The following is a 20,216-nucleotide window of genomic DNA, read 5'->3' on the forward strand; positions in this document are numbered from 1 at the left end:
CGGTGCTGGCCGATCCGGCCGCCGACGACATGGCGGTGGCCTGGGCCGGCAGCGCCGCGGCGCTGTGTGCGGCGCGGCCGATATTGCCGGCGTTCATCGCGAACGTCGCGCCGAGCGCATCCAAGGTGATGCGCGGGCTCGCCCCGGTGACGCGGCCACGGGTGGCGGCCAAAAACGCGGTGGCGCGTTCGGGTTCGCCCAGCATGAAGAACTGGTTCGCGGCCCGCGGCAACGCCCAGGCCATCAGCTCCGGTTCGGTCAATCCGGCCGGGTCGACCGCCGACAGCACCGCGTCGGCCTCGCGTCCGCGGCCCTGCCAGCCCAGCGCGTGCGCCAGCGCCAGCCGGGCCGGCAGGTGATCGGAGCGGTCCAAGGCGCTGCGCGCCAGCCGCTCACCCAGTTCCAGATCGCCCAGCCGCAGCGCCTGCTGCGCCGCGTCGACCAGGTCCGCAGCGGGCTGCGGTGCGTCGCTGGCGGCGGTCAGCGCCGCCAGCCGCAGCTGCTCGCCGACGTGCTCGCACGGCCGCTCCGCCAGCACGGCGACCACTTCGGTGCGCAGCCGGCGGGCGGCTTGACCGTCGCGGCCGCCCAGGGCCTGCAGGGCCCGCTCGGCGAACAGCGGGTGGGCGGTGTAGACGACCGGGTCCGGGCCGTGGCCGCCGCGGGTGCGGGTCTCCAGTACCCCGAGCTCCTCGGCCTGCCCGACCGCTTCGGCACCGGCCAGCCGGGTCAGGTCGGCCAAGGCCAGCGGCTCGAGAACGGCCAGGTAGTCCAGCGCCGCGCGGGCGGGGCCCGGCAACGCGGCCAGGAAGGCTTCGATATCAGCGACGTCGTGGCCGGCGTGGGTCGCCTCGTCTGGTGCCGCGATGTCGATACGGTCCAGCAGGTCATCGCCCCACAGCGCGGCGATGGGCGGCGGGGCCACCGGCGCACCGTCGGCGCATCCGGTGATGATCATCCGGGCCGCACCGGTCAGCGCCAGCTGGTAGACCAGCGTCGCCGAGAGGATGTCGAGCTGATGGGCGTCGTCGACAACCAGCAGCAACTCGCCGTCGTCAAGGCCTGCGACCAGCGATTCCCGCGCCGCCCGCAGCAGCGCGGCGGGCTTGCCGATCTCGGCGACCTGGACCAGGTGGCTCAGTGCGCCGAACGGCACGGTGCGCTCCGCGGGGGTGCCGATCACCCAGCGGATGCGGGTCTGCGGGTGCCGCCGGGCACGGTCTTCGGCGGCCAGCCGGGCCAGGGTGGACTTTCCGCAGCCGTCGGGGCCGAGCACCACCGCGCCGGCGCGCTTTCGGTCAGCGTCGAGCGCTTCGGTGAGCCGACGCAGGGCGGCCGAGTGCTCGGGGACGTTCCACCGGATCGGCATCGCGGAGATTTTACGGTCTGCGCCAGTCGCCGGTTAGCCTTTCGGATGTGCGGTCGAGCGAATGGGCGGTGTGCGTCTACTGCGCGTCGGGCCCCACTGATCCGGGCCTGCTGGCGCTGGCCGCCAAGGTCGGTGCGGCCATCGCCGAACGGGGTTGGACGCTGGTGTGGGGCGGCGGCAACGTCTCGGCGATGGGAGCGCTGGCGGTGGCGGTCCGGCAGCACGGCGGCCGCACCGTCGGGGTGATCCCCAAGGCCCTGCTGCACCGCGAGGTGGCCGACGTGGAGTCCGACGAGCTGATCGTCACCGACACCATGCGGGAGCGCAAGCAGGTCATGGACGAGCGTGCCGACGCGTTCCTGACCCTGCCCGGCGGGATCGGCACGCTGGAGGAGCTGTTCGAGACCTGGACCGGCGGGTACCTGGGCATGCACGACAAACCGGTGGTGCTGTTGGATCCCGACGGCCACTACGACGGGCTGTGGACCTGGCTGTCGGGGCTGATCGAGGCGGGCTTCGTGTCCCGGCGCGCGATGGACCGGCTGCTGGTGGTCGACGAGCTGGAGGCGGCGTTGGCCGCCTGCGCACCCGATACCGCTGGTGTCGACTAAGCTGAGTCGTCCTTGAGTTGGCGAAACGGGAGAACAGCGTGTCCGATCACAACTCCGGCGCGGTCACCCGGGTAGGACTCACCGAGATCGCGGCCCGGTTGCCGGGGCTGGTTGCCGACGCCCCGTCGATCCTGCGGGGAGTGCGGACCGGCCTGCTGGCCCGGCCCACCTCCAAGGCGTCGATCGGCAAGGTCTTTCAGGAGCGCGCCGCGAAGTTCGGCGACCGGGTCTTCCTCCGATTCGGCGAGCAGCGGCTGACCTACCGCGAGGCCAACGAGACCGTCAACCGCTACGCCGCGGTGCTGGCCGCCCGCGGTATCGGCCACGGCGACGTCGTCGGGATCATGCTGCGCAACTCACCCAACGCGGTGTTGATGATGCTGGCCGTCGCCAAATGCGGCGCGGTCGCCGGCATGGTCAACTATCACCAGCGCGGCGACGTATTGGCGCACAGCCTGGGCCTGCTGGACGCCAAACTCCTTGTCGCGGAATCGGATCTGGTCGATGCCGTGCACGACAGCGGCGCGCCGGACCGGCCGGAGACCATCGAGGAGCTGGAGCGGCTGGCCGCCACCGCGCCCGCCGGCAACCCGGCCTCGGTGGCGGCGGTGCTGGCCAAGGACACCGCCTTCTACATCTTCACCTCGGGCACCACCGGCTACCCCAAGGCCAGCGTGATGACCCATTACCGGTGGTTGCGGGCGCTGGCGGCGTTCGGCGGACTCGGACTGCGCCTGCGCGGCAATGACACCCTGTACTGCTGCCTGCCGCTGTACCACAACAACGCGCTGACGGTCGCGGTGTCGTCGGTGCTCAACGCCGGAGCGACACTGGCGCTGGGCCGCTCGTTCTCGGCGTCGCGGTTCTGGGACGAGGTGATCGACTACCAGGCCACCGCCTTCGTCTACATCGGCGAAGTCTGCCGCTACCTGCTCAACCAGCCGCCCAAGCCGACCGACCGCAGCCACCGGGTCCGGGTGATCTGTGGCAACGGCCTGCGACCCGAGATCTGGGACGAGTTCGCCCGCCGGTTCGGAATCAACCGGATCTGCGAGTTCTACGGAGCCAGCGAGGGCAACGCCGCGTTCCTCAACGTGTTCAACATGCCCCGCAGTGCCGGCATCTACCCGTTGCCGCTGGCCTACGTGCACTACGACCCCGACACCGGCCAGCCGCAGCGCGGCGACGACGGCTGGGTGCGCCGGGTACCGCCCGGGCAGCCCGGCCTGCTGCTGTCCCCGGTGAACAAGATGTCGCCGTTCGACGGCTACACCGACCCGGAAGCCACCGAGAAGAAGCTGGTGCGCAACGCGTTCAAGGATGGCGACTGCTGGTTCAACACCGGCGACCTGATGACCCCGCAGGGCCTGGGGCACGCCGCGTTCGCCGACCGGCTCGGCGACACCTTCCGGTGGAAGGGCGAGAACGTCGCCACCACGCAGGTCGAAGCCGCCTTGAGTGCCGACGAGTCGGTCGAGGAGTGCGCGGTCTACGGCGTCGAAGTGCCCGACACCGGGGGCCGGGCCGGGATGGCCGCGGTCAAGCTGCGCGACGGCGCGACGTTCGACGGGCGCGGTCTGGCCGCGGTGGTCTGCGACCGGCTGCCGCTGTATGCGGTCCCGCTGTTCGTGCGGCTGGTGGAGTCCATGTCGCACACCACCACGTTCAAGAGCCGCAAGGTGGAGTTGCGCGAGCAGGGCTACGGCGGCGGCGTCGAGGACCCGCTGTATGTGCTGGCCGGCTGCGACGAGGGCTACGTGCCCTTCTACGAGGGCTATCCCGGCGAAGTGGCGGCCGGCAAACGACCGCGAGGCTGACGCCTACACGTCACCAGGCACCATAGAACCGTGCAGTCCACCCTCTGCGGTCGTCCGGTGGCGGCCGATCGCGCGCTGATCATGGCGATCGTCAACCGCACCCCCGACTCCTTCTACGACGCGGGCGCCACCTTCAGCGACGAGGCGGCCAAGTCCGCGGTGCATGCCGCGGTGGCCGACGGTGCCGACGTCATCGACGTCGGAGGGGTCAAGGCCGGGCCGGGACAGACCGTCGACGCCGACACCGAGACCGCCCGGGTGGTTCCCTTCATCGAATGGCTGCGCAGCGCCTATCCGAACCAGCTGATCAGCGTCGACACCTGGCGTGCGGAGGTGGCCAAACGCGCCTGCGCGGCCGGCGCCGACCTGATCAACGACACCTGGGGCGGAGTCGACCCGGACCTGCCGGCGGTTGCCGCGGAATTCGGGGCGGGCCTGGTCTGTTCGCATACCGGGGGCGCCCAACCGCGCACCCGACCGTTCCGGGTGAACTACGGCAACAGCGTCGACGGGGTGGTGGAGGCAGTGATCAATGAGGTCACCGCGGCTGCGCAACGGGCGGTGGCGGCCGGGGTCATGGCCGACCGGGTGCTGATCGATCCCACCCATGATTTCGGCAAGAACACCTTCCACGGGCTAGCGTTGTTGCGACACACGGAGAAGCTGGTCGGTACCGGATGGCCGGTGCTGATGGCGCTCTCCAACAAAGACTTCATCGGTGAGACCCTCGGCGTGGGTCTGACCGAACGGCTGGAAGGAACGTTGGCGGCCACCGCGTTGGCGGCAGCCGCCGGTGCCCGGATGTTTCGGGTACACGAGGTCGGGCCGACCCGGCGCGTGCTGGAGATGGTGGCATCCATCCAGGGCGTGCGGGCCCCGACCCGCACAGTAAGGGGACTTGCATGACCGACCTGGTCGCGGGGCTGGGTGACACCCGGCTGGCCGGGCGCACCTGGAGCCGTCCGGACTGGACGGTTGCCGAACTGCTGACGGCTAAGGCCAAGACCGGCCGCACCATCTCGGTGGTGCTGCCCGCATTGAACGAGCAGGCCACCATCGAATCGGTCATCGACAGCATCACCCCGCTGGTCGACAACCTGGTCGACGAATTGATCGTGCTGGACTCCGGCTCCACCGACGACACCGAGATCCGCTCCATCGCCGCCGGCGCGCGGGTGGTCAGCCGGGAGCAAGCGGTCCCGGAGGTCGCACCGCAGCCCGGCAAGGGCGAAGCCCTGTGGCGCTCCCTGGCGGCGACCAGCGGCGACATCGTGGTCTTCGTCGACTCCGACCTGATCAACCCCGACCCGATGTTCGTCCCCAAGCTGGTCGGGCCCCTGCTCACCGGCGACGGTGTCCACCTGGTCAAGGGCTTCTACCGGCGGCCGCTGAAGGTCAACGGCACCGAGGACGCCAACGGGGGCGGCCGGGTGACCGAGCTGGTCGCCCGGCCGCTGCTGACCGCGCTGCGCCCCGAACTGGGCGCCGTGCTGCAGCCGCTGGGCGGTGAATACGCGGGCAGTCGCGAGCTGCTGGCGTCGGTGCCGTTCGCGCCGGGCTACGGGGTGGAGATCGGATTGCTGATCGACACCTACGACCGGTTGGGGCTGGAAGCGATCGCTCAGGTCAACCTGGGTGTGCGGGCCCACCGCAACCGCCCGCTGGCCGAGTTGGCCGTGATGAGCCGGCAGGTGGTGGCCACCCTGCTGTCGCGTTGCGGGGTTCCGGACTCCGGCGTCGGGCTCACCCAGTTCTTCGCCGACGGTCCAGAGGGATTGGACTACCTGCCGCGCACCACGCCGCTGTCGCTGGTGGATCGGCCGCCGATGAACACCCTGCGCCACTGAATGAGGCACTATCGATGCCGTGACACTGGTGTTGCTGTATCTCGTCGTGCTCGTCCTGACCGCGCTGCTGCTGTTCGGGGTGGCCAGCGTGCTGTTCGGCCGGGGTGAGCAACTACCGCCGCTGCCCCGGGGGACGACTGCGACCATGCTTCCGGCCTCCGGGGTAACCGGCGCCGACGTCGAGGCGGTCAAGTTCTCGCAGGTACTGCGCGGCTACCACACCGGCGAGGTCGACTGGGTGCTGGAGCGGCTCGGCGCCGAGCTCGACCAACTGCGCGGGCAGCTCGCCGCGGCGCAGGCCCTTGCCGGGAACCCCTCGGGGCCGAGTTGACCGGCCCGCCCGACGACGGCCCGCCCGACGACGGCCTGGTCCGGTGCGGCTGGTCGGACGGCTCGGCGCTGTATCGCGACTACCACGACCAGGAGTGGGGGCGTCCGGTCCGCGAGACCACCGCGCTGTTCGAGCGGATCAGCCTGGAGGCATTTCAGAGCGGGCTGTCGTGGCTGGTGATTCTGCGCAAGCGGGAGAATTTCCGGCGCGCCTTCGCCGGTTTCGATGTCGAGACCGTCGCGCGCTACACCGACGCCGACGTGGCACGACTGCTGGACGACGCCGGCATCGTGCGCAACCGGGCCAAGATCGAGGCGACGATCGCCAACGCGCGCGCGACCGTGGACTTGGGATCCACCGATTTGGCGGAGCTGTTGTGGTCGTTCGCCCCGCCGCCGCGTCCCCGACCGGTGCAGCTGTCGGCAATTCCGGCCGTCACGCCGGAATCGACGGCCATGGCGCGCGAATTGAAGCGTCGCGGGTTCCGATTCGTCGGACCCACCACCGCTTACGCATTGATGCAGGCCACGGGCATGGTTGACGACCATCTACAGACGTGTTGGGTACCGCCGGTAACCGCACAGATGCACTAAAATACAACTCCGGAATCGGGTCTTGTGCACGCGGCGTCGCCGATAGGGGAGAATGGGCGAGTGAATTTGCAGTTCGATGCCGGACGCTGCGACCGCGGTGCACAACCGGCGCAGATCAAGGGCACGGCCGGTGGGCTGGTACCTGGAGGGAGCACTCGATGGCGGCGATGAAGCCCCGGACCGGTGACGGTCCACTGGAAGCGACCAAAGAGGGGCGCGGCATCGTGATGCGGGTACCCCTCGAAGGTGGCGGGCGACTGGTCGTCGAGTTGACTCCGGACGAGGCCGCTGCACTGGGCGACGAGCTCAAGGCCGTCACGAGCTGACTTCGGGCCGGCTAGCCGCCCACCTGTCGATAGATCGCCAGGGTCTGCTCGGCCACTCGCGACCACGAAAAGACCTCGACGCAGCGGAGTCGACCCGCGTCGCCGTAGCGCCGTGCCCGCCCCGGGTCGCTGATCAGCGCGTTGACCGCCTCGGCGAGGCCGTTGCGGAAACCCGCGGGCTCGGCGGCGTCGTAGTGCACCAGCGAACCGGTGACGCCGTCGCGCACCACCTCCGGTATGCCGCCAACGTCGGAGGCCACCACCGCCGTGGCGCAGGCCATCGCCTCGAGGTTGACGATGCCCAACGGCTCATAGATCGACGGGCAGACGAACACCGTTGCTGCCGAAAGTAATTCGCGGATCTGCCGCGCGGGCGGGGTTTCCTGGATCCAGAACACCCCGCTGCGGGCCGCGGCGAGCTCGCTGACCGCGGCGCTCATCTCGGCGGCGATCTCCGGTGTGTCGGGAGCGCCGGCACACAACACCAGCTGGGCTTCCGGGTGAAACCGGTGCGCGGCGGCCACCAGATGAGCCACCCCCTTCTGCCGGGTGATCCGTCCGACGAACGCCACCATGGGCCGGTCCGGATCGACGCCGAGATCAGCCAGCATCGAGGAGTCGGATCCGGCCTGCTGCGGACACCACACGTCGGTGTCGATGCCGCTGTAGACGACATGCACCCGGTCGGGTCGCAGCTCCGGATAGACCCGCAGCAGGTCCTCGCGCATCGCCGAACTGACGGCGATCACGGCGTCGGCGGCCGTGGTTCCCAGCTGTTCGGCCCACGACGACACCCGGTAGCCGGCGCCCAGCTGCTCGGCTTTCCAGGGCCGCAGCGGCTCCAGCGAATGCGCGGTCAGCACATGCGGGATGTCGTGCAGCAAGGCCGCCAGACGGCCCGCCAAGGCGGTGTACCAGGTGTGCGAGTGCGCGACGTCGGCCGTGCCCACGGCGTCGGCCATCGTCAGGTCGGCCGACAGTGTCCCCAGTGCCGGATTCGCATCGCGCAGCGCCGGATCCGGCTGATGCGCCTGCGCGCCCGGCCGCGGCGCCCCCATGCAATGCACGTCGACGTGACACAACCGCCGCAGCGCTTCGACCAGGTTCGTGACATGCACGCCCGCGCCACCGTAGATCTCCGGGGGATATTCCCGGGTCAGCATCGCTACCCGCATAACCCGCACGGTAGCGGTCGCGGGCGGCCGGACGCGCGGCGAACGACCGGCAACCTGTGAGAAGCTTCGCCAATCGTGCTGTCCGGCTGGCAGGGTGCCGAAGCGGCCGATAGGTTTGGTGGCATGAGGGAATTGCCGCACGTGCTGGGCATCGTCCTGGCCGGGGGGGAAGGCAAGCGGCTACACCCGCTGACCGCGGACCGCGCCAAGCCGGCGGTTCCCTTCGGGGGCGCCTACCGGCTGATCGATTTCGTGCTGTCGAATCTGGTCAACGCGCGCTACCTGCGGATCTGTGTTCTGACACAGTACAAGTCGCATTCGCTGGACCGGCACATCTCGCAGAACTGGCGCCTGAGCGGCCTGGCCGGGGAGTACATCACCCCGGTGCCCGCCCAGCAGCGGCTCGGGCCGCGCTGGTACACCGGCTCCGCGGATGCCATCTACCAGTCGCTGAACCTGATCTTCGACGAAGACCCGGACTACATCGTGGTTTTCGGGGCGGACCACGTGTACCGGATGGACCCCGAACAGATGGTGCGCTTCCACATCGACAGCGGGGCCGGCGCCACGGTCGCCGGGGTCCGGGTGCCGCGGGCCGAGGCGTCATCGTTCGGCTGCATCGACGCCGACGACTCCGGGTGGATCCGGGGTTTTCTGGAGAAGCCGGCGAATCCGCCCGGCACGCCCGACGATCCGGAGAGCACCTATGTCTCGATGGGCAACTACATCTTCACCACCAAGGTGCTGATCGACGCGATCCGTGCCGACGCCGACGATGACCACTCCGACCACGACATGGGCGGCGACATCATCCCGCGCTTGGTCGCCGACGGGATGGCCGCGGTCTACGACTTCTCCGTCAACGAGGTGCCCGGAGCCACCGAACGCGACCGCGGCTACTGGCGCGACGTCGGAACCCTGGACGCGTTCTACGACGCCCACATGGACCTGGTGTCGGCGCATCCGATCTTCAACCTGTACAACAATCGCTGGCCGATCCGCGGCGCGACGGAGAACCTGGCGCCGGCGAAGTTCGTCAACGGTGGGACGGCGCAGGAGTCGGTGGTGGGCGCGGGCAGTGTCATCTCGGCCGGCTCGGTGCGCAATTCGGTGCTGTCGTCGAACGTCGTGATCGACGACGGCGCGATCGTGGAGGACAGCGTCATCATGCCCGGGACGCGGGTCGGGCGCGGCGCGGTGGTACGGCACGCGATCTTGGACAAGAACGTGGTGGTCGGCCCCGGTGAGATGATCGGCGTCGACTTGGAGAAGGACCGCGAGCGGTTCTCGATCAGCGCCGGCGGCGTGGTCGCGGTCGGCAAGGGCGTCTGGATCTAGACGATCGCCGCCAGGGCTAGAACGGTTCCTCGGCGCCGCCGGCATTGCAGCCGTTGGCCAACAGGCTCAAGGTGCTGACCACCGGGCGCCACGGCTCCAGGTTCCAACTGGTCTTGCCGGGCTGGATGAACTCGGCAAACTGCCAGTGGCACAGGAACTGTTCCCGCATCCCGGGCGTATTGGCGTCCGGGTCGCGTTTGACCACCTCCGACCAGGCCTGCTCGCCCTGGCGCATGGTGCCGGGCTCACCGGCCTGGGCTCGGCCGGTGTCGGTCGGATAGACCCGCAGGCTGGTCCCGTCCTCGTAGGTCACCCACCGGGTGTCCTCGACGTAGGGCGACGCGCTGATGCCCGCGGCGCCCAGCCAGCCACCCGCGCCGCCGAAGCCGCCGGCACCGCCCTCGCCGCCGAATCCGCCGTCGCCGCCGCGGCCGAACAACAACCCGCCCACGCCGCCGTCGCCGCCGGCGCCGCCCGCCCCGCCGGTACCGCCGCTGCCCCCGATTCCCATGAACCAGCCGCCGGCCCCGCCGTCACCGCCGGCGCCGCCGTCAGCGCCGAGGCCGCCTGCCCCGCCGTGGCCGAAGAACCCGGCCTGACCACCGGGGCCGCCGGCACCGCCCGCCCCGTCGACACCGGCTCCGCCATTGCCGAACAGGAATCCGCCGTCGCCGGCGTCGCCGAACCCGCCCCACTGTCCGAACACGCTGGTGTTGGCGCCGTCGAAGCCGTCGATGCCGTCGCCGATCAGGTCGCGGCCGAACAGCATGACGAACGGTGCGTTGATCAGGACGGCGCTGAACTCTCCGAACGGGCCGGCGAGCCACTCCTGCAGGCCGGCGTGCAGCGGGGCGTAGAAGAGTTGGTCGAACCAGGCGGCAAGGTCGAAGGCCTGGCCCGGCCCCGCCCACCCCGACACCGCGTCGATCACGCCGGACAACAGCGTGTGGGTCGACGGATCGAGTTGGTCCACCCAGGCCTGGGCAATCGTCATCAGGCTGCCCAGGTCGGTGCCCGCCGCCGGTGCGGCCGCCATCGGCTCGGCGAAATCGATTGCCCAGTCCCAGTCCGCCTGCGCGGGTGCGGCGGTGAGCACCGGTGTGGTTGCCAGCAGCGAGGCGCTCAGTGCGGCGCCGAAACCGGCCGCCCGGACGCCGCGGGAAGGCCGGACGGTGGCGATGCTCCGCCGTGGTGTGCGCATGACTCGAACGTCCTCCCGGAAGACACCTGTCGAACTAACAGGTGATGTTCAGGAGACTGTAAGCCACTTCTGGCGCCTATGAAGGTCGGACGGTGGAAGTACTTCCGGTGTTCGCGGTCAGCGGTTCAATTCGGCGAGGGCGGCGACGATCTCCGGCTTGTCGGATTGCAGGGAGCCGCGCCAGCCGACGTCTCGTAACGGGTAGTCACGTAGTTCGATGCTTCGCCGTGACCGGAGACGAACCAGAACTGGTTACCGATCAGCCGTCCTCCGATCGGGGTTTACCAGAGATAGGGGACCAAGCGGTACCGAACCCGCCGGGTGTACTCGCGGTAGCCGCTGAGCTCTTCGGTGAGCAACCGCTCCTCGTCCCGGATGCGCAGCACCAGCACGATAAGTCCAACCGGCAGGACGACCAGCCCCCAGTAGGAGTCGAGCGCGAGTGGGACGCCGACCATCAGGAAGACGTTGCCGGTGTACATCGGGTGGCGCACCAGTCCGTACAAGCCTGTCGAGACCAGCGTCTGGCCAGACTCCACAGTGACATTAGCGGCCGCATAACCGTTTTGAGCGACCACCAACATCGCGACGCCAAGCCCGGTCGCCACCAGGACATCGCCGAAGAGGCAGACCGGCGTCGGTACCGTCGACCATCCGAGTCGGTGATCCAGCGCGCTCAGTACGAACATCGCCGGGAAGCAGATGAATATGACGGTGATGACGACCCGCTGCAAGGTCCGCGTCTCCGCCAGCGGTCCGACGCGCATCCGCCGATCCAGCGCGGCCGGATTGGTACGTAACAAGTAGATGCTGGGAATCCAGGTGGACACCGCGAACACCGCCAGGAACACCCAGGCTTGCCAGTAGTGCAGTGTTCCGGCCGGCACGAACAGCAGCAGCCCGAACGCGATCAGGCCTAACGCAGCTGAAAGGAGACCTTTGCCAACAGTTTTCACCTCTGCCTCCTCAGGCCTTCAGGTCTCGGCGGCGGAATGCCCAGCCGCCGAGGGTGATCAGTGCGGCGTCGAGCACCAGCAGCATCACCAGCGGCACGACGCTGAAGTCACCGGTGCCGACTAACGGGACGTGGGCGAACGGCTCGAGGTCCAGCAGCCACTGCGGCAGGCCGGAGATCGAGCCGAGCAGATACAGCGCGACGAACCCGATCAGCACCGTCCACCCGGCGGGAGCAAACCGCGGGGCCAGACCGAACAGCGCCACCACTACCGCCGCGGGCAACCAGACCGCGGGCAACTGCACCGCGGCGCTGGCGACCACCGTGGCCAGCTCTCCGCCGACGTCGCCGACCGCAGCCCCGTAGACGGTGCCGGCCACCACTCCGGCGGCCAGCATCGCGAGCGCCGATCCGGCCAGCGCGATCACCAGATGGCTTGCCAGCCAACGGTCACGCCCGAGCGAACCGGCGAACAGGGTCTCGGCGCGCGCTGCGGCTTCCTCCTGGTGCAGCCGCAACACCAGCGACACCGCGAAGGCGGCTGCGACCATGCCCAGCATGGTGAACGCCACCGCGACGAAAGCCTGCTCCAGTGCCGCGGTCCCGCCCAACCGGACGACGATCTCGCGAGCGCTGTCACTGCCGACCTCGTCGCCGATGCCGTGAACCACGCTGCCGACCAGCAACCCGTAGAGCACCAAGCCCGTCGTCCACAGCAGCAGTGCGCCGCGATCCAGCCGCCACGCCAAACCGAAGGCCCCGGCCAGCGCCGGCGCCGCCCGGCGCGGACCGGGACGATCGGCCAGCAGCCCGGCGCCGACATCGCGACGGGCGGCGAGCCGGTAGGCCAACCCGGTGAGGGCGGCCGCCGCCGTCAGATGCAGCAGCAGCACCCACCAGCGCTCACCCGCGTAGGGCCGGACCTGTAGTGACCAGCCGAGCGGTGAGAGCCACGACAGCGCGCCGGAGCCGGCGTCACCGACCGCGCGCAGCGTGAAGGCGGCGGCCAGCACGCCGAACGCGGCGCCGCGGGCGAACCGGGCGCCCGGAGACAGCTGCGCTGCCACCGCCGCCACCGCGGTGAACACCAGCCCGGAACAGGCCAGCGCCGCCCCGAACGCGAACGATCCGGCTGCCGGCACCTCGGTGGTGAGCAGCCCTGCCGCGCCGATGATGCCGGTGGCCACCGAGGCGCCGGACGCCAGCAGCAGTGCGCCGGTCAGCCCGGCATAGCGGCCCACCGCGGTCGAGTCGATCAACTCGGTGCGGCCGGTCTCCTCGTCGGCGCGGGTGTGCCTTATGACGGTCAGTATCACCGCCACCGCGATCAGCAGGTGGAAGATCCCGGCCTTCCAGATGCCCACCGCGCCGAGACTGTCGTTGTAGACCTGCCCGTACATGGCGCGCTGGGCCGGGCTGGCCATGATTGTCGCGGCCAGGCCGGCGCGGTCGGCTGCGGTGGGGTAAATGGCCTGGATGCTGCCGATGTAGACGCCGGCCAGCGGCAATGAGAGCAGCAGCACCCAGAGTGGCAGGACGACGCGGTCGCGGCGCAGATAGAGCCGAAGCAAGCCGACGGTGCCGGAGAGCTCTGAAGTGTTCCCGGACGGCCGAAAGCCCGGATGTGCTTGGTGGGCAACAGCGGTGGTCATGCTCGCACCGTGTCGTAGTGCCGCAAGAACAACTCTTCCAGGGTCGGCGGGCGGCTGGTGAGGCTGCGCACGCCGGCGGCACCGAGCGCGGCGATGAGCTCGCCGAGGCTGGCGCTGTCGACCTGCGCGTGCAGCACGGTGCCGTTGTAGTGCACGTCCGACACGCCCGGGATTCGGGTGAGATCGCCGGGGTCGCTCGCCAAGTCGGCTTGAATCGAGGTGCGGTGCAGGTGGCGCAGCGAATCCAGCGAGCCGCTCTCGATGACGCGCCCGGCCCGGATGATCGTCACCCGCTGACACAGTTTCTCGGTCTCGGCCAGGATATGGCTGGACAGCAGGACGGTGGCCCCGCGCCGGCTCGCCTCGGCGACGCACTGCTGGAATACATTCTCCATCAACGGATCCAGTCCGCTGCTGGGCTCGTCGAGCAAAAGCAGCCGGGCGTGGGAGGAGAACGCCGAGATCAGCGAGACCTTCTGGCGGTTGCCTTTCGAGTAGGTGCGGGCCTTCTTGCTGGGGTCCAAGTCGAAGCGTTCGATCAACTCGTCACGCCGCCGTTCGTCGATTCCGCCGCGCATCCGGGCCAGCAGGTCGATGATCTCGCCGCCGGTCAGGGACGGCCACAATGTGACATCGCCTGGCACGTAGGCGATCTCCCGGTGCAGATCGACCGCGTCGGTCCAGGGGTTGCCGCCGAGCAGGCGCACCGTCCCACTATCGGCCCGGACCAGGCCCAGCAGGATCCGGATAGTGGTGGACTTGCCGGCGCCGTTGGGCCCGAGAAAGCCGTGGACCTCGCCGGCGTGCACGGTCATATCCAGGCCGTCGAGTGCCTTGACCGCACCGAAATTCTTTTCCAGTCCGCGGATTTCGATCGCCGGCCAACGGTTGTCAGATCGCATCGGGTCCCCCTTGTTCTTTCAGGAAGGCGTCGTACATGGTGCGGTCGGTCATCAGGCCCTCGGTGTAGACCTCGAGTGCGGGCAGCACCATGTCTTGGGCGTAGTCGCGCAACACGGCGCGCAGATCGGTGGGGTTCTCGTGCATCTGCAGATACAGGAGGAATCCGCCTCCGCTGGTGATGGCCAGGTATCTCGCCCTGGCCTGGGGGTTGCGGCTGGGTTTGAGGGTGCCGGCGCGCACACCCTCGTCGAGGTACCCCTCGGCGTTGTCGATCATCCGCCGCCACAAGGTATTTGCCAGTTCGCCGCCGGACTGCATGGTGCGGACCACGTACGCCATCATTGGTGCGTAGGACTCGATTTCGGCCATTGCGGCGAACCAGGTCGCCGGATCCGTCGAGCGCATCGCCTCGGATTTTCCGCTGCGGATCTCCTCGGCGACGAACTCGTCACAGGCCCTGCGCAGTCCTTCTTTGGAGCCGAAGTGGTGAATGACCAGGGCGGCGCTGACCCCGGCCGCTTCGGCGATCGCCCGCACGCTCACCCCGAAGCCATGCCGACCGAACTGCTCGATCGCCGCGTCACGGATCTTCGCGCTGGCCGTCAGATCGACTGAACGCATGTTCAATATGCTAAACGCGTGTTCAGTCCTCGGTCAAGCACCTTGGCGCGAGCAGTCGCGAAAGCCCCTATTTCAGGCCCGGAATGGGGGCTTTCGTGACTGCTCGGCGGAAAAAGAGGGGAACTAGTCGCGGACCGCGGCCAACAGCCCGTCGCCCAGCGGAATCAGAGCCGGGGTCAGTCGCTCATCCTCGGCGATCAACCGCGCCGCCTCGCGCACCGCGATCACCTCGGCGTCGTTGGCCGTCGGGTCGCCCGCCCGGCCACCGAGTGCCGCTCGGTGCAGCACCACCACCCCGCCGGCCCGCAGCAACCGCACCGCCTCCAGCACGTATCCGGGCTGGTCGATCGGGTCGGCGTCGACGAAAACCAGGTCGTAGGACTCGTCGGCGAGACGGGTCAGGACTTCTTGGGCGCGGCCGCTGATGAACCGGGTCCGCGACGGCCCGATACCGGCGTCGCCGAACGCCTGCTTGGCGGTGCGCTGGTGCTCGGGCTCGATGTCGATGGTGGTCAGAACACCGTCTTCGCCCATGCCCGACAGCAGCCACAGCCCGCTGACGCCGGCCCCGGTGCCGACCTCGACCACGGCCTTGCCGCCACTGAGCTTGGTCAACAGGGCCAGCAGCGCGCCCACCGCCGCGCTGATCGAGGCGACGCCGATCTCGCCGGCCCGGTCGCGGGCGGCGGCCAGGACCGCGTCTTCGGACATCGAGGCCTCGGCGTGCGCCAGGAGGGCGTCCGCGCGGCTTTGCGGCGGCTGCGGCCCGGAAGTGTCGTCGGTGCTGGCCATGTGCGCAGCGTAGGACACACCCGGGGACGCCGGGGTAGCGGCTCGCCTGCGCGACACGCCCGGGACGCAGTCCGTGTCCGAACTGTTATCCGGATCCATCGACGCACCCTGCGGCGTATTCGAACACAAGTTCACAGTCGGCGTTCAGGGCCGACACAGAGCCGACATACCGCGATAGGCAACGGTAGCGGCATGGAACGAGGTAGGAACCGGCCTCGAGACGCTCGGAATACGAGGGGCCCGGCGCACGTTGACCGCGATAACACGCTGTCGTCGCCTGACGGCTGCCCGGATACGGAGGACGTCGCCATAACCACTTTGCTGCCCCCGGTCGCCATGTCGCACCCGACCACCCACTCGGACCGCTACGCCGACGCCGAATGGGTGGAGCCTTCGGAGGAGCCGCAGGGCACCGCGGTGTTCGACGCCACCGGGGACGTGGCGGCCATGCCGTCGTGGGACGAATTGGTGCGGCAGCACGCCGACCGGGTGTACCGGCTGGCCTACCGACTGTCGGGTAACCAGCAGGACGCGGAGGATCTGACCCAGGAGACCTTCATCCGGGTGTTCCGCTCGCTGCACAACTACCAGCCCGGGACATTCGAGGGCTGGCTGCACCGGATCACCACCAACCTGTTCCTGGACATGGTGCGCAGGCGTGGGCGGGTGCGGATGGAGGCGCTGCCCGAGGATTACGACCGGGTCCCGGCCGACGAGCCCGACCCCGAGCAGATCTACCACGATGCACGGCTGGATCCTGACCTGCAGGCGGCGCTGGACTCGTTGGCCCCGGAGTTCCGGGCGGCCGTGGTGCTGTGTGACATCGAAGGGCTGTCCTACGAAGAGGTCGGCGCCACCCTGGGGGTGAAGCTGGGCACCGTGCGCAGCCGCATTCACCGGGGTCGCCAGGCGCTGCGCGACTACCTCGCCGACCGTCCCGGCCAGCGCGACGGGGCCGCTTTCGGCGGTGTCGCGGCAGGCTGAGTCACGCCGCCGCCACCTCGGGTTGCCGCGTGGACGCGCCGTATCGCGCTACATTCTTATAAGGACGATTCTTATAGGGAAATTTTCGGTGTGAACGCCAGGCGTATCGCCGTGTGACGGAAGGAGTCCGGAGGTGACGGAACGCGGAGGTGTCTTCCGTCGCGCGTTCTCCTGGCTTCCCGCGCAATTCGCCTCGCAGAGTGACGCCCCGGTCGGCGCCCCACGCCAGTTCGGATCCACCGAGCACCTGTGCAGCGAAGCGATCGCCGCCTACGTCGACGGCGAGTTGCGGATGAACGCCCACCTGCGCGCCGCTCACCACCTGTCGTTGTGCCCCGACTGCGCAGCCGAAGTGGAGTATCAGGGCCGGGCCCGGTCGGCGCTGCGGGATTCGCATCCGATCCGGATTCCCTCCTCGCTGCTCGGCCTGCTGTCCCAGATCCCCGACTGTCCCGCCGACTCTCCACCCGATGAGCCCACGACGCCGATGCCCAACCGGTTCGCCGACGGCAAGCCGCAGGATCGCCGCAAACGTCGGTAAGGTGGATGCGATGCGGCGCCAGCGCGCCAGTAGCGCTTCGCTTGCGGCGCCTGGAAGCCGACGGGGACCGGAAGAGGAATAGGTGAGCTCCAACAACGAGAACGCCGGCGGTAACCGCCTGGCGCCGCGGCCTGTCTACCGGCCTCCCGTGGACAACGCGTCCCAAAAGGCCTTCGGCCGGCCCGACGGGGTGCCCGGATCGTTCATCCCCGCCGACGTGCGGCCCAAGAAATACCGCGATCAGGGCGAGTACGCCCCGCGCGACCTGCCGCCTGACCCGGTGCTCAAGGAGGCGTTCGGCCGTCCCTTCGGTGCCGGTCCCTCGTTGCAGCGTCATCCGGCCGACGCCGGCGCGCTGGGACGCAACGGCAAGCCGGACGAGTTCGAAGAGACCGACGACCCGTGGCGTGACCCCGCCGCGGGCGCCGGGCTGGGTGCGCCCGCCATTGTCGCGCCGCCGCCGCGGGCGTCGGGGGACCTGGGCGGGCGGCTCGGCGTGCGCGACGTGCTGTTCGGTGACCGCGTCTCCTACCGCGCGCTGGGCGTCCTGGCCGCGATCGCGCTGGCCATCGGGCTGGTCGGCGGCTGGGTCGGGCGTACCACCGCGCAGGTCGTCGAGGCGTTCACCACCTCGAAGGTGACCTTGTCGACCAAGGGCAACGCCGAGGAGCCGGCCGGCCGGTTCGCCAAGGTCGCTGAAGCCATCGCCAATTCCGTGGTGACCGTCGAATCGGTCAGCGACGATCAGGGCATGCAGGGCTCCGGGGTGGTCATCGACGGCAAGGGCTACATCGTCACCAACAACCACGTCATCTCCGAAGCGGCCAACAACCCCAGCAAGTTCAAGACCACCGTGGTGTTCAACGACGGCAAAGAGGTGCTGGCCAACCTGGTGGGCCGCGACCCCAAGACCGACCTGGCCGTGCTCAAGGTGGACAACGTCGACAACCTGTCCGTGGCCCGTCTCGGCGACTCCGACAAGATCCGGGTCGGCGACGAGGTGATCGCCGCCGGTGCCCCGCTGGGCCTGCGCAGCACCGTCACCCACGGCATCATCAGTGCCGTCCACCGGCCGGTGCCGCTGTCGGGCGAGGACTCCGACACCGACACCGTCATCGACGCGGTGCAGACCGACGCCTCGATCAACCACGGCAACTCCGGTGGCGCGCTGATCGACATGGACGCGCAGCTGGTCGGGATCAACACCGCCGGAAAGTCGTTGTCCGACAGCGCCAGTGGCCTGGGATTCGCGATTCCGGTCAATGAGATGAAGACGGTCGCCGAAGCGCTGATCAAAGACGGCAAGATCGTGCACCCCTCGCTGGGGGTGAGCGCGCGGTCGGTCAGCAACGCGATCGCCTCGGGCGCGCAGATCGCCAACGTCAAGGTGGGCAGCCCCGCGGAGAAGGGCGGCATCCTGGAGAACGACGTGGTGGTCAAGATCGGTGACCGCACCGTCGCGAACGCCGACGAATTCGTCGTTGCGGTGCGTCAGTTGACCATCGGCAAGGAAGCGCCCGTCGAGGTGGTCCGCGACGGGCGCAATGTCACGTTGAACGTGACCCCCACCGGCGACGGCTAGATGTTCGGCTGATGTTCGCCAATGTCGGCTGGGGGGAGATGCTGGTCCTCGTGGTGGTCGGGTTGGTGATCCTGGGCCCGGAGCGGCTCCCGGGGGCGATCCGCTGGACCGCGAACGCGTTGCGTCAGGCCCGCGAGTACGTCACCAACGCCACCGATCAGCTGCGCGACGAGATCGGCCCGGAGTTCGACGACCTGCGCGCGCCGCTGAGCGAACTGCAGAAGCTCCGCGGGATGACCCCGCAGGCCGCGCTGACCAAGCATCTGCTCGACGGGGATGATTCGCTGTTCACCGCGGTCGGTTCCTTGGCCGAGGATCCGCGCGCCGCGATACCCGCGCCGATCGCGGCTCCCGGACCGGTTTCCGGGACATCCGGGGCACCGTTCGACGCCGACGCCACCTGACCCGCTGGCGGTAGCCCTTCAGCGCTGGGTGTTGCCGGTGTTCAGTCCCAGCGACATCCCGACCAGCCCGCGTCCGCGGGTGGCCAGCTGATCGGCGATCCGGCGCAGCTCCTTGCCGGCTACCGAGTCCGGCTGGAGTACCACCGGGGAGCCGGAGTCGCCGCCGGTCACCATCTCACTGTCGATCGGCACCTGACCCAGCAGCGGCACGTCGCGGCCCATCGCCCGGGTCAGCCGCTCGGCGACCCGCTCGCCGCCGCCCTCGCCGAACAGGTGCATGGTGGATCCGTCGGGCAGCGCCAGCCCGGCCATGTTCTCCACCACGCCGACGACCTGCTGGCGGGTCTGCAGGGCGATCGCCCCGGCACGCTCGGCCACCTCGGCGGCCGCCTGCTGCGGAGTGGTCACCACCAGAATCTCGGCCGGCGGGACCAACTGGGCCACCGAGATCGCGATGTCGCCGGTGCCCGGCGGCAGGTCGAGCAGCAGCACATCCAGGTCGCCCCAGTAGACGTCGGCCAGGAACTGCTGCAACGCGCGGTGCAGCATCGGGCCGCGCCAGACCACCGGGGTGTTGCCCTTGGTGAACATCGCGATCGAGATCACCTTCACGCCGTAGCCGATCGGCGGCATGATCATCGAGTCGACCTGCGTGGGCAGCGCCGTGACGCCCATCATCCGCGGCACCGAGTGGCCGTAGATGTCGGCGTCGAGCACCCCGACCGACAGGCCGCGCTCGGCCAGCGCCACGGCGAGATTGACCGTGACACTGGACTTTCCGACCCCGCCCTTGCCCGAGGCGATCGCGTACACCTTGGTCAGCGAGCCCGGTTGGGCGAACGGGATGACCGGCTCCTTGGCGTCGCCGCGCAGCTGTTTGCGCAGCTCGGCGCGCTGCTCGTCGCTGAACACGTCCAGCGTGACCTTGACCGGGCCGGTGCCGGGAACGTCGCTGACCGCCCGGGTCACCATGTTGGTGATCTCGGTCTTCATCGGGCAGCCGGCGATCGTCAGGTAGATCGTGACGTGCACGCTGTGGTCGTCAGCGATCTCGATGCTCTTGACCATGCCCAGGTCGGTGATCGGGCGCTGAATGTCGGGGTCCAACACGGTGCCCAGTGCGGCGTAGATCGCGTCGTGCAGGGCGGCGGTGTCGTCTTGTGTCTTGGACATC

20 protein-coding genes and 1 pseudogene are annotated in these 20,216 nt (G+C 69.4%); 12 read left to right on the forward strand and 9 right to left on the reverse strand.

Translation table 11 applies throughout. The annotated features are described in order from the left end of the window. Positions 1–1,369 (reverse strand): AAA family ATPase (locus tag A5648_RS00025; RefSeq protein ID WP_065022576.1); only part of this gene is annotated, 1,369 nt, incomplete at its 3' end. Positions 1,370–1,416: 47 nt separating this feature from the next. On the opposite strand from A5648_RS00025, the gene A5648_RS00030 reads away from it, so the two are divergent. From A5648_RS00030 to A5648_RS00060, 7 genes and pseudogenes are all read left to right on the forward strand, one after another. Then, positions 1,417–1,980: a TIGR00730 family Rossman fold protein gene (locus A5648_RS00030; protein WP_082966250.1), complete on the forward strand. Its 564-nt coding sequence runs from the start codon at positions 1,417–1,419 to the stop codon at positions 1,978–1,980. Positions 1,981–2,018: 38 nt separating this feature from the next. Further along, positions 2,019–3,797 carry a long-chain-acyl-CoA synthetase FadD6 gene (gene fadD6, locus A5648_RS00035; RefSeq protein WP_065022676.1) on the forward strand — a complete coding sequence of 593 codons (1,779 nt, stop codon included), beginning with the start codon at positions 2,019–2,021 and terminating at the stop codon, positions 3,795–3,797. Next, positions 3,722–4,703, forward strand: a pseudogene (gene folP, locus A5648_RS00040) (dihydropteroate synthase). The gene fadD6 and the pseudogene folP overlap by 76 nt, the downstream one beginning before the upstream one ends. Continuing rightward, complete coding sequence (locus A5648_RS00045; protein ID WP_065022579.1) at positions 4,700–5,644, forward strand: glucosyl-3-phosphoglycerate synthase; 945 nt, start codon at positions 4,700–4,702, stop codon at positions 5,642–5,644. The pseudogene folP and the gene A5648_RS00045 overlap by 4 nt, the downstream one beginning before the upstream one ends. 19 nt (positions 5,645–5,663) lie before the next feature. Continuing rightward, positions 5,664–5,975, forward strand: coding sequence for a DivIVA domain-containing protein (locus A5648_RS00050; RefSeq protein ID WP_065022580.1), 312 nt, complete (start codon positions 5,664–5,666; stop codon positions 5,973–5,975). After that, positions 5,972–6,568, forward strand: coding sequence for a DNA-3-methyladenine glycosylase I (locus tag A5648_RS00055; protein ID WP_065022581.1), 597 nt, complete (start codon positions 5,972–5,974; stop codon positions 6,566–6,568). The genes A5648_RS00050 and A5648_RS00055 overlap by 4 nt, the downstream gene beginning before the upstream one ends. Before the next feature lie 158 nt (positions 6,569–6,726). Beyond that, positions 6,727–6,894: a DUF3117 domain-containing protein gene (locus A5648_RS00060; protein WP_003885506.1), complete on the forward strand. Its 168-nt coding sequence runs from the start codon at positions 6,727–6,729 to the stop codon at positions 6,892–6,894. An 11-nt stretch (positions 6,895–6,905) separates the two neighbouring features. Here A5648_RS00060 and glgA read toward each other — a convergent pair whose 3' ends face one another. Continuing rightward, positions 6,906–8,069, reverse strand: coding sequence for a glycogen synthase (glgA, locus tag A5648_RS00065; protein ID WP_065022582.1), 1,164 nt, complete (start codon positions 8,067–8,069; stop codon positions 6,906–6,908). A 123-nt stretch (positions 8,070–8,192) separates the two neighbouring features. On the opposite strand from glgA, the gene glgC reads away from it, so the two are divergent. Then, on the forward strand, positions 8,193–9,407 hold the full coding sequence (gene glgC / locus A5648_RS00070; RefSeq protein ID WP_065022583.1) for a glucose-1-phosphate adenylyltransferase: 1,215 nt from the start codon (positions 8,193–8,195) through the stop codon (positions 9,405–9,407). Between the two features lie 16 nt (positions 9,408–9,423). On the opposite strand, the gene A5648_RS24770 is transcribed toward glgC, so the two are convergent. The 6 genes from A5648_RS24770 to A5648_RS00100 all read right to left on the reverse strand — a co-directional run bounded on the left by A5648_RS24770 (position 9,424) and on the right by A5648_RS00100 (position 15,531). Next, positions 9,424–10,608: a DUF2599 domain-containing protein gene (locus A5648_RS24770; RefSeq protein ID WP_065022584.1), complete on the reverse strand. Its 1,185-nt coding sequence runs from the start codon at positions 10,606–10,608 to the stop codon at positions 9,424–9,426. Between the two features lie 281 nt (positions 10,609–10,889). Then, positions 10,890–11,564, reverse strand: coding sequence for a methyltransferase family protein (locus tag A5648_RS00080; protein WP_065022585.1), 675 nt, complete (start codon positions 11,562–11,564; stop codon positions 10,890–10,892). Positions 11,565–11,574: 10 nt separating this feature from the next. Then, the gene (locus A5648_RS00085) at positions 11,575–13,215 is read right to left on the reverse strand and encodes an ABC transporter permease (protein WP_207511541.1); all 1,641 of its coding nucleotides are present in this window, start codon (positions 13,213–13,215) and stop codon (positions 11,575–11,577) included. Continuing rightward, positions 13,212–14,117: an ABC transporter ATP-binding protein gene (locus A5648_RS00090; RefSeq protein ID WP_065022586.1), complete on the reverse strand. Its 906-nt coding sequence runs from the start codon at positions 14,115–14,117 to the stop codon at positions 13,212–13,214. Before A5648_RS00090 ends, A5648_RS00085 begins: the two co-directional genes overlap by 4 nt. After that, positions 14,107–14,739 (reverse strand): TetR/AcrR family transcriptional regulator, encoded by a 633-nt coding sequence (locus A5648_RS00095; protein WP_065022587.1) that lies wholly within the window; start codon positions 14,737–14,739, stop codon positions 14,107–14,109. The genes A5648_RS00090 and A5648_RS00095 overlap by 11 nt, the downstream gene beginning before the upstream one ends. Positions 14,740–14,862: 123 nt before the next feature. Then, entirely contained in the window at positions 14,863–15,531 is a 669-nt protein-coding gene (locus A5648_RS00100) for an O-methyltransferase (RefSeq protein ID WP_065022588.1), read from the reverse strand. A gap of 192 nt (positions 15,532–15,723) precedes the next feature. Here A5648_RS00100 and sigE point away from each other — a divergent pair, with 192 nt between their 5' ends. The 4 genes from sigE to tatB all read left to right on the forward strand — a co-directional run bounded on the left by sigE (position 15,724) and on the right by tatB (position 19,042). Further along, positions 15,724–16,515 carry an RNA polymerase sigma factor SigE gene (gene sigE / locus A5648_RS00105; RefSeq protein WP_065022589.1) on the forward strand — a complete coding sequence of 264 codons (792 nt, stop codon included), beginning with the start codon at positions 15,724–15,726 and terminating at the stop codon, positions 16,513–16,515. A gap of 133 nt (positions 16,516–16,648) precedes the next feature. Beyond that, positions 16,649–17,056: an anti-sigma E factor RseA gene (gene rseA / locus A5648_RS00110; RefSeq protein ID WP_065022590.1), complete on the forward strand. Its 408-nt coding sequence runs from the start codon at positions 16,649–16,651 to the stop codon at positions 17,054–17,056. Positions 17,057–17,138: 82 nt separating this feature from the next. Beyond that, the gene (gene htrA, locus A5648_RS00115; RefSeq protein ID WP_065022591.1) at positions 17,139–18,638 is read left to right on the forward strand and encodes a serine protease HtrA; all 1,500 of its coding nucleotides are present in this window, start codon (positions 17,139–17,141) and stop codon (positions 18,636–18,638) included. Between the two features lie 11 nt (positions 18,639–18,649). Next, positions 18,650–19,042, forward strand: coding sequence for a Sec-independent protein translocase protein TatB (gene tatB / locus A5648_RS00120; protein WP_065022592.1), 393 nt, complete (start codon positions 18,650–18,652; stop codon positions 19,040–19,042). Between the two features lie 18 nt (positions 19,043–19,060). Here the strand turns inward: tatB and A5648_RS00125 are convergent, their stop codons facing one another. After that, entirely contained in the window at positions 19,061–20,215 is a 1,155-nt protein-coding gene (locus A5648_RS00125) for an Mrp/NBP35 family ATP-binding protein (protein ID WP_065022593.1), read from the reverse strand. Position 20,216 lies beyond the last annotated feature (1 nt).

Source organism: Mycolicibacter sinensis, from assembly GCF_001673565.1.
GTDB lineage: Bacteria > Actinomycetota > Actinomycetes > Mycobacteriales > Mycobacteriaceae > Mycobacterium > Mycobacterium sinense_C.

What these genes read in the sequence shown, in the direction of transcription:
- A5648_RS00095 (WP_065022587.1), bottom strand. Translation starts at nt 14,739, where the DNA reads ATGCGTTCAGTCGATCTGACGGCCAGCGCGAAGATCCGTGACGCGGCG.
- A5648_RS24770 (WP_065022584.1), bottom strand. Translation starts at nt 10,608, where the DNA reads ATGCGCACACCACGGCGGAGCATCGCCACCGTCCGGCCTTCCCGCGGC.
- A5648_RS00085 (WP_207511541.1), bottom strand. Translation starts at nt 13,215, where the DNA reads ATGACCACCGCTGTTGCCCACCAAGCACATCCGGGCTTTCGGCCGTCC.
- A5648_RS00060 (WP_003885506.1), top strand. Translation starts at nt 6,727, where the DNA reads ATGGCGGCGATGAAGCCCCGGACCGGTGACGGTCCACTGGAAGCGACC.
- A5648_RS00100 (WP_065022588.1), bottom strand. Translation starts at nt 15,531, where the DNA reads ATGGCCAGCACCGACGACACTTCCGGGCCGCAGCCGCCGCAAAGCCGC.
- glgC (WP_065022583.1), top strand. Translation starts at nt 8,193, where the DNA reads ATGAGGGAATTGCCGCACGTGCTGGGCATCGTCCTGGCCGGGGGGGAA.
- tatB (WP_065022592.1), top strand. Translation starts at nt 18,650, where the DNA reads ATGTTCGCCAATGTCGGCTGGGGGGAGATGCTGGTCCTCGTGGTGGTC.
- A5648_RS00045 (WP_065022579.1), top strand. Translation starts at nt 4,700, where the DNA reads ATGACCGACCTGGTCGCGGGGCTGGGTGACACCCGGCTGGCCGGGCGC.
- sigE (WP_065022589.1), top strand. Translation starts at nt 15,724, where the DNA reads ATGGAACGAGGTAGGAACCGGCCTCGAGACGCTCGGAATACGAGGGGC.
- A5648_RS00090 (WP_065022586.1), bottom strand. Translation starts at nt 14,117, where the DNA reads ATGCGATCTGACAACCGTTGGCCGGCGATCGAAATCCGCGGACTGGAA.
- A5648_RS00125 (WP_065022593.1), bottom strand. Translation starts at nt 20,215, where the DNA reads ATGTCCAAGACACAAGACGACACCGCCGCCCTGCACGACGCGATCTAC.
- glgA (WP_065022582.1), bottom strand. Translation starts at nt 8,069, where the DNA reads ATGCGGGTAGCGATGCTGACCCGGGAATATCCCCCGGAGATCTACGGT.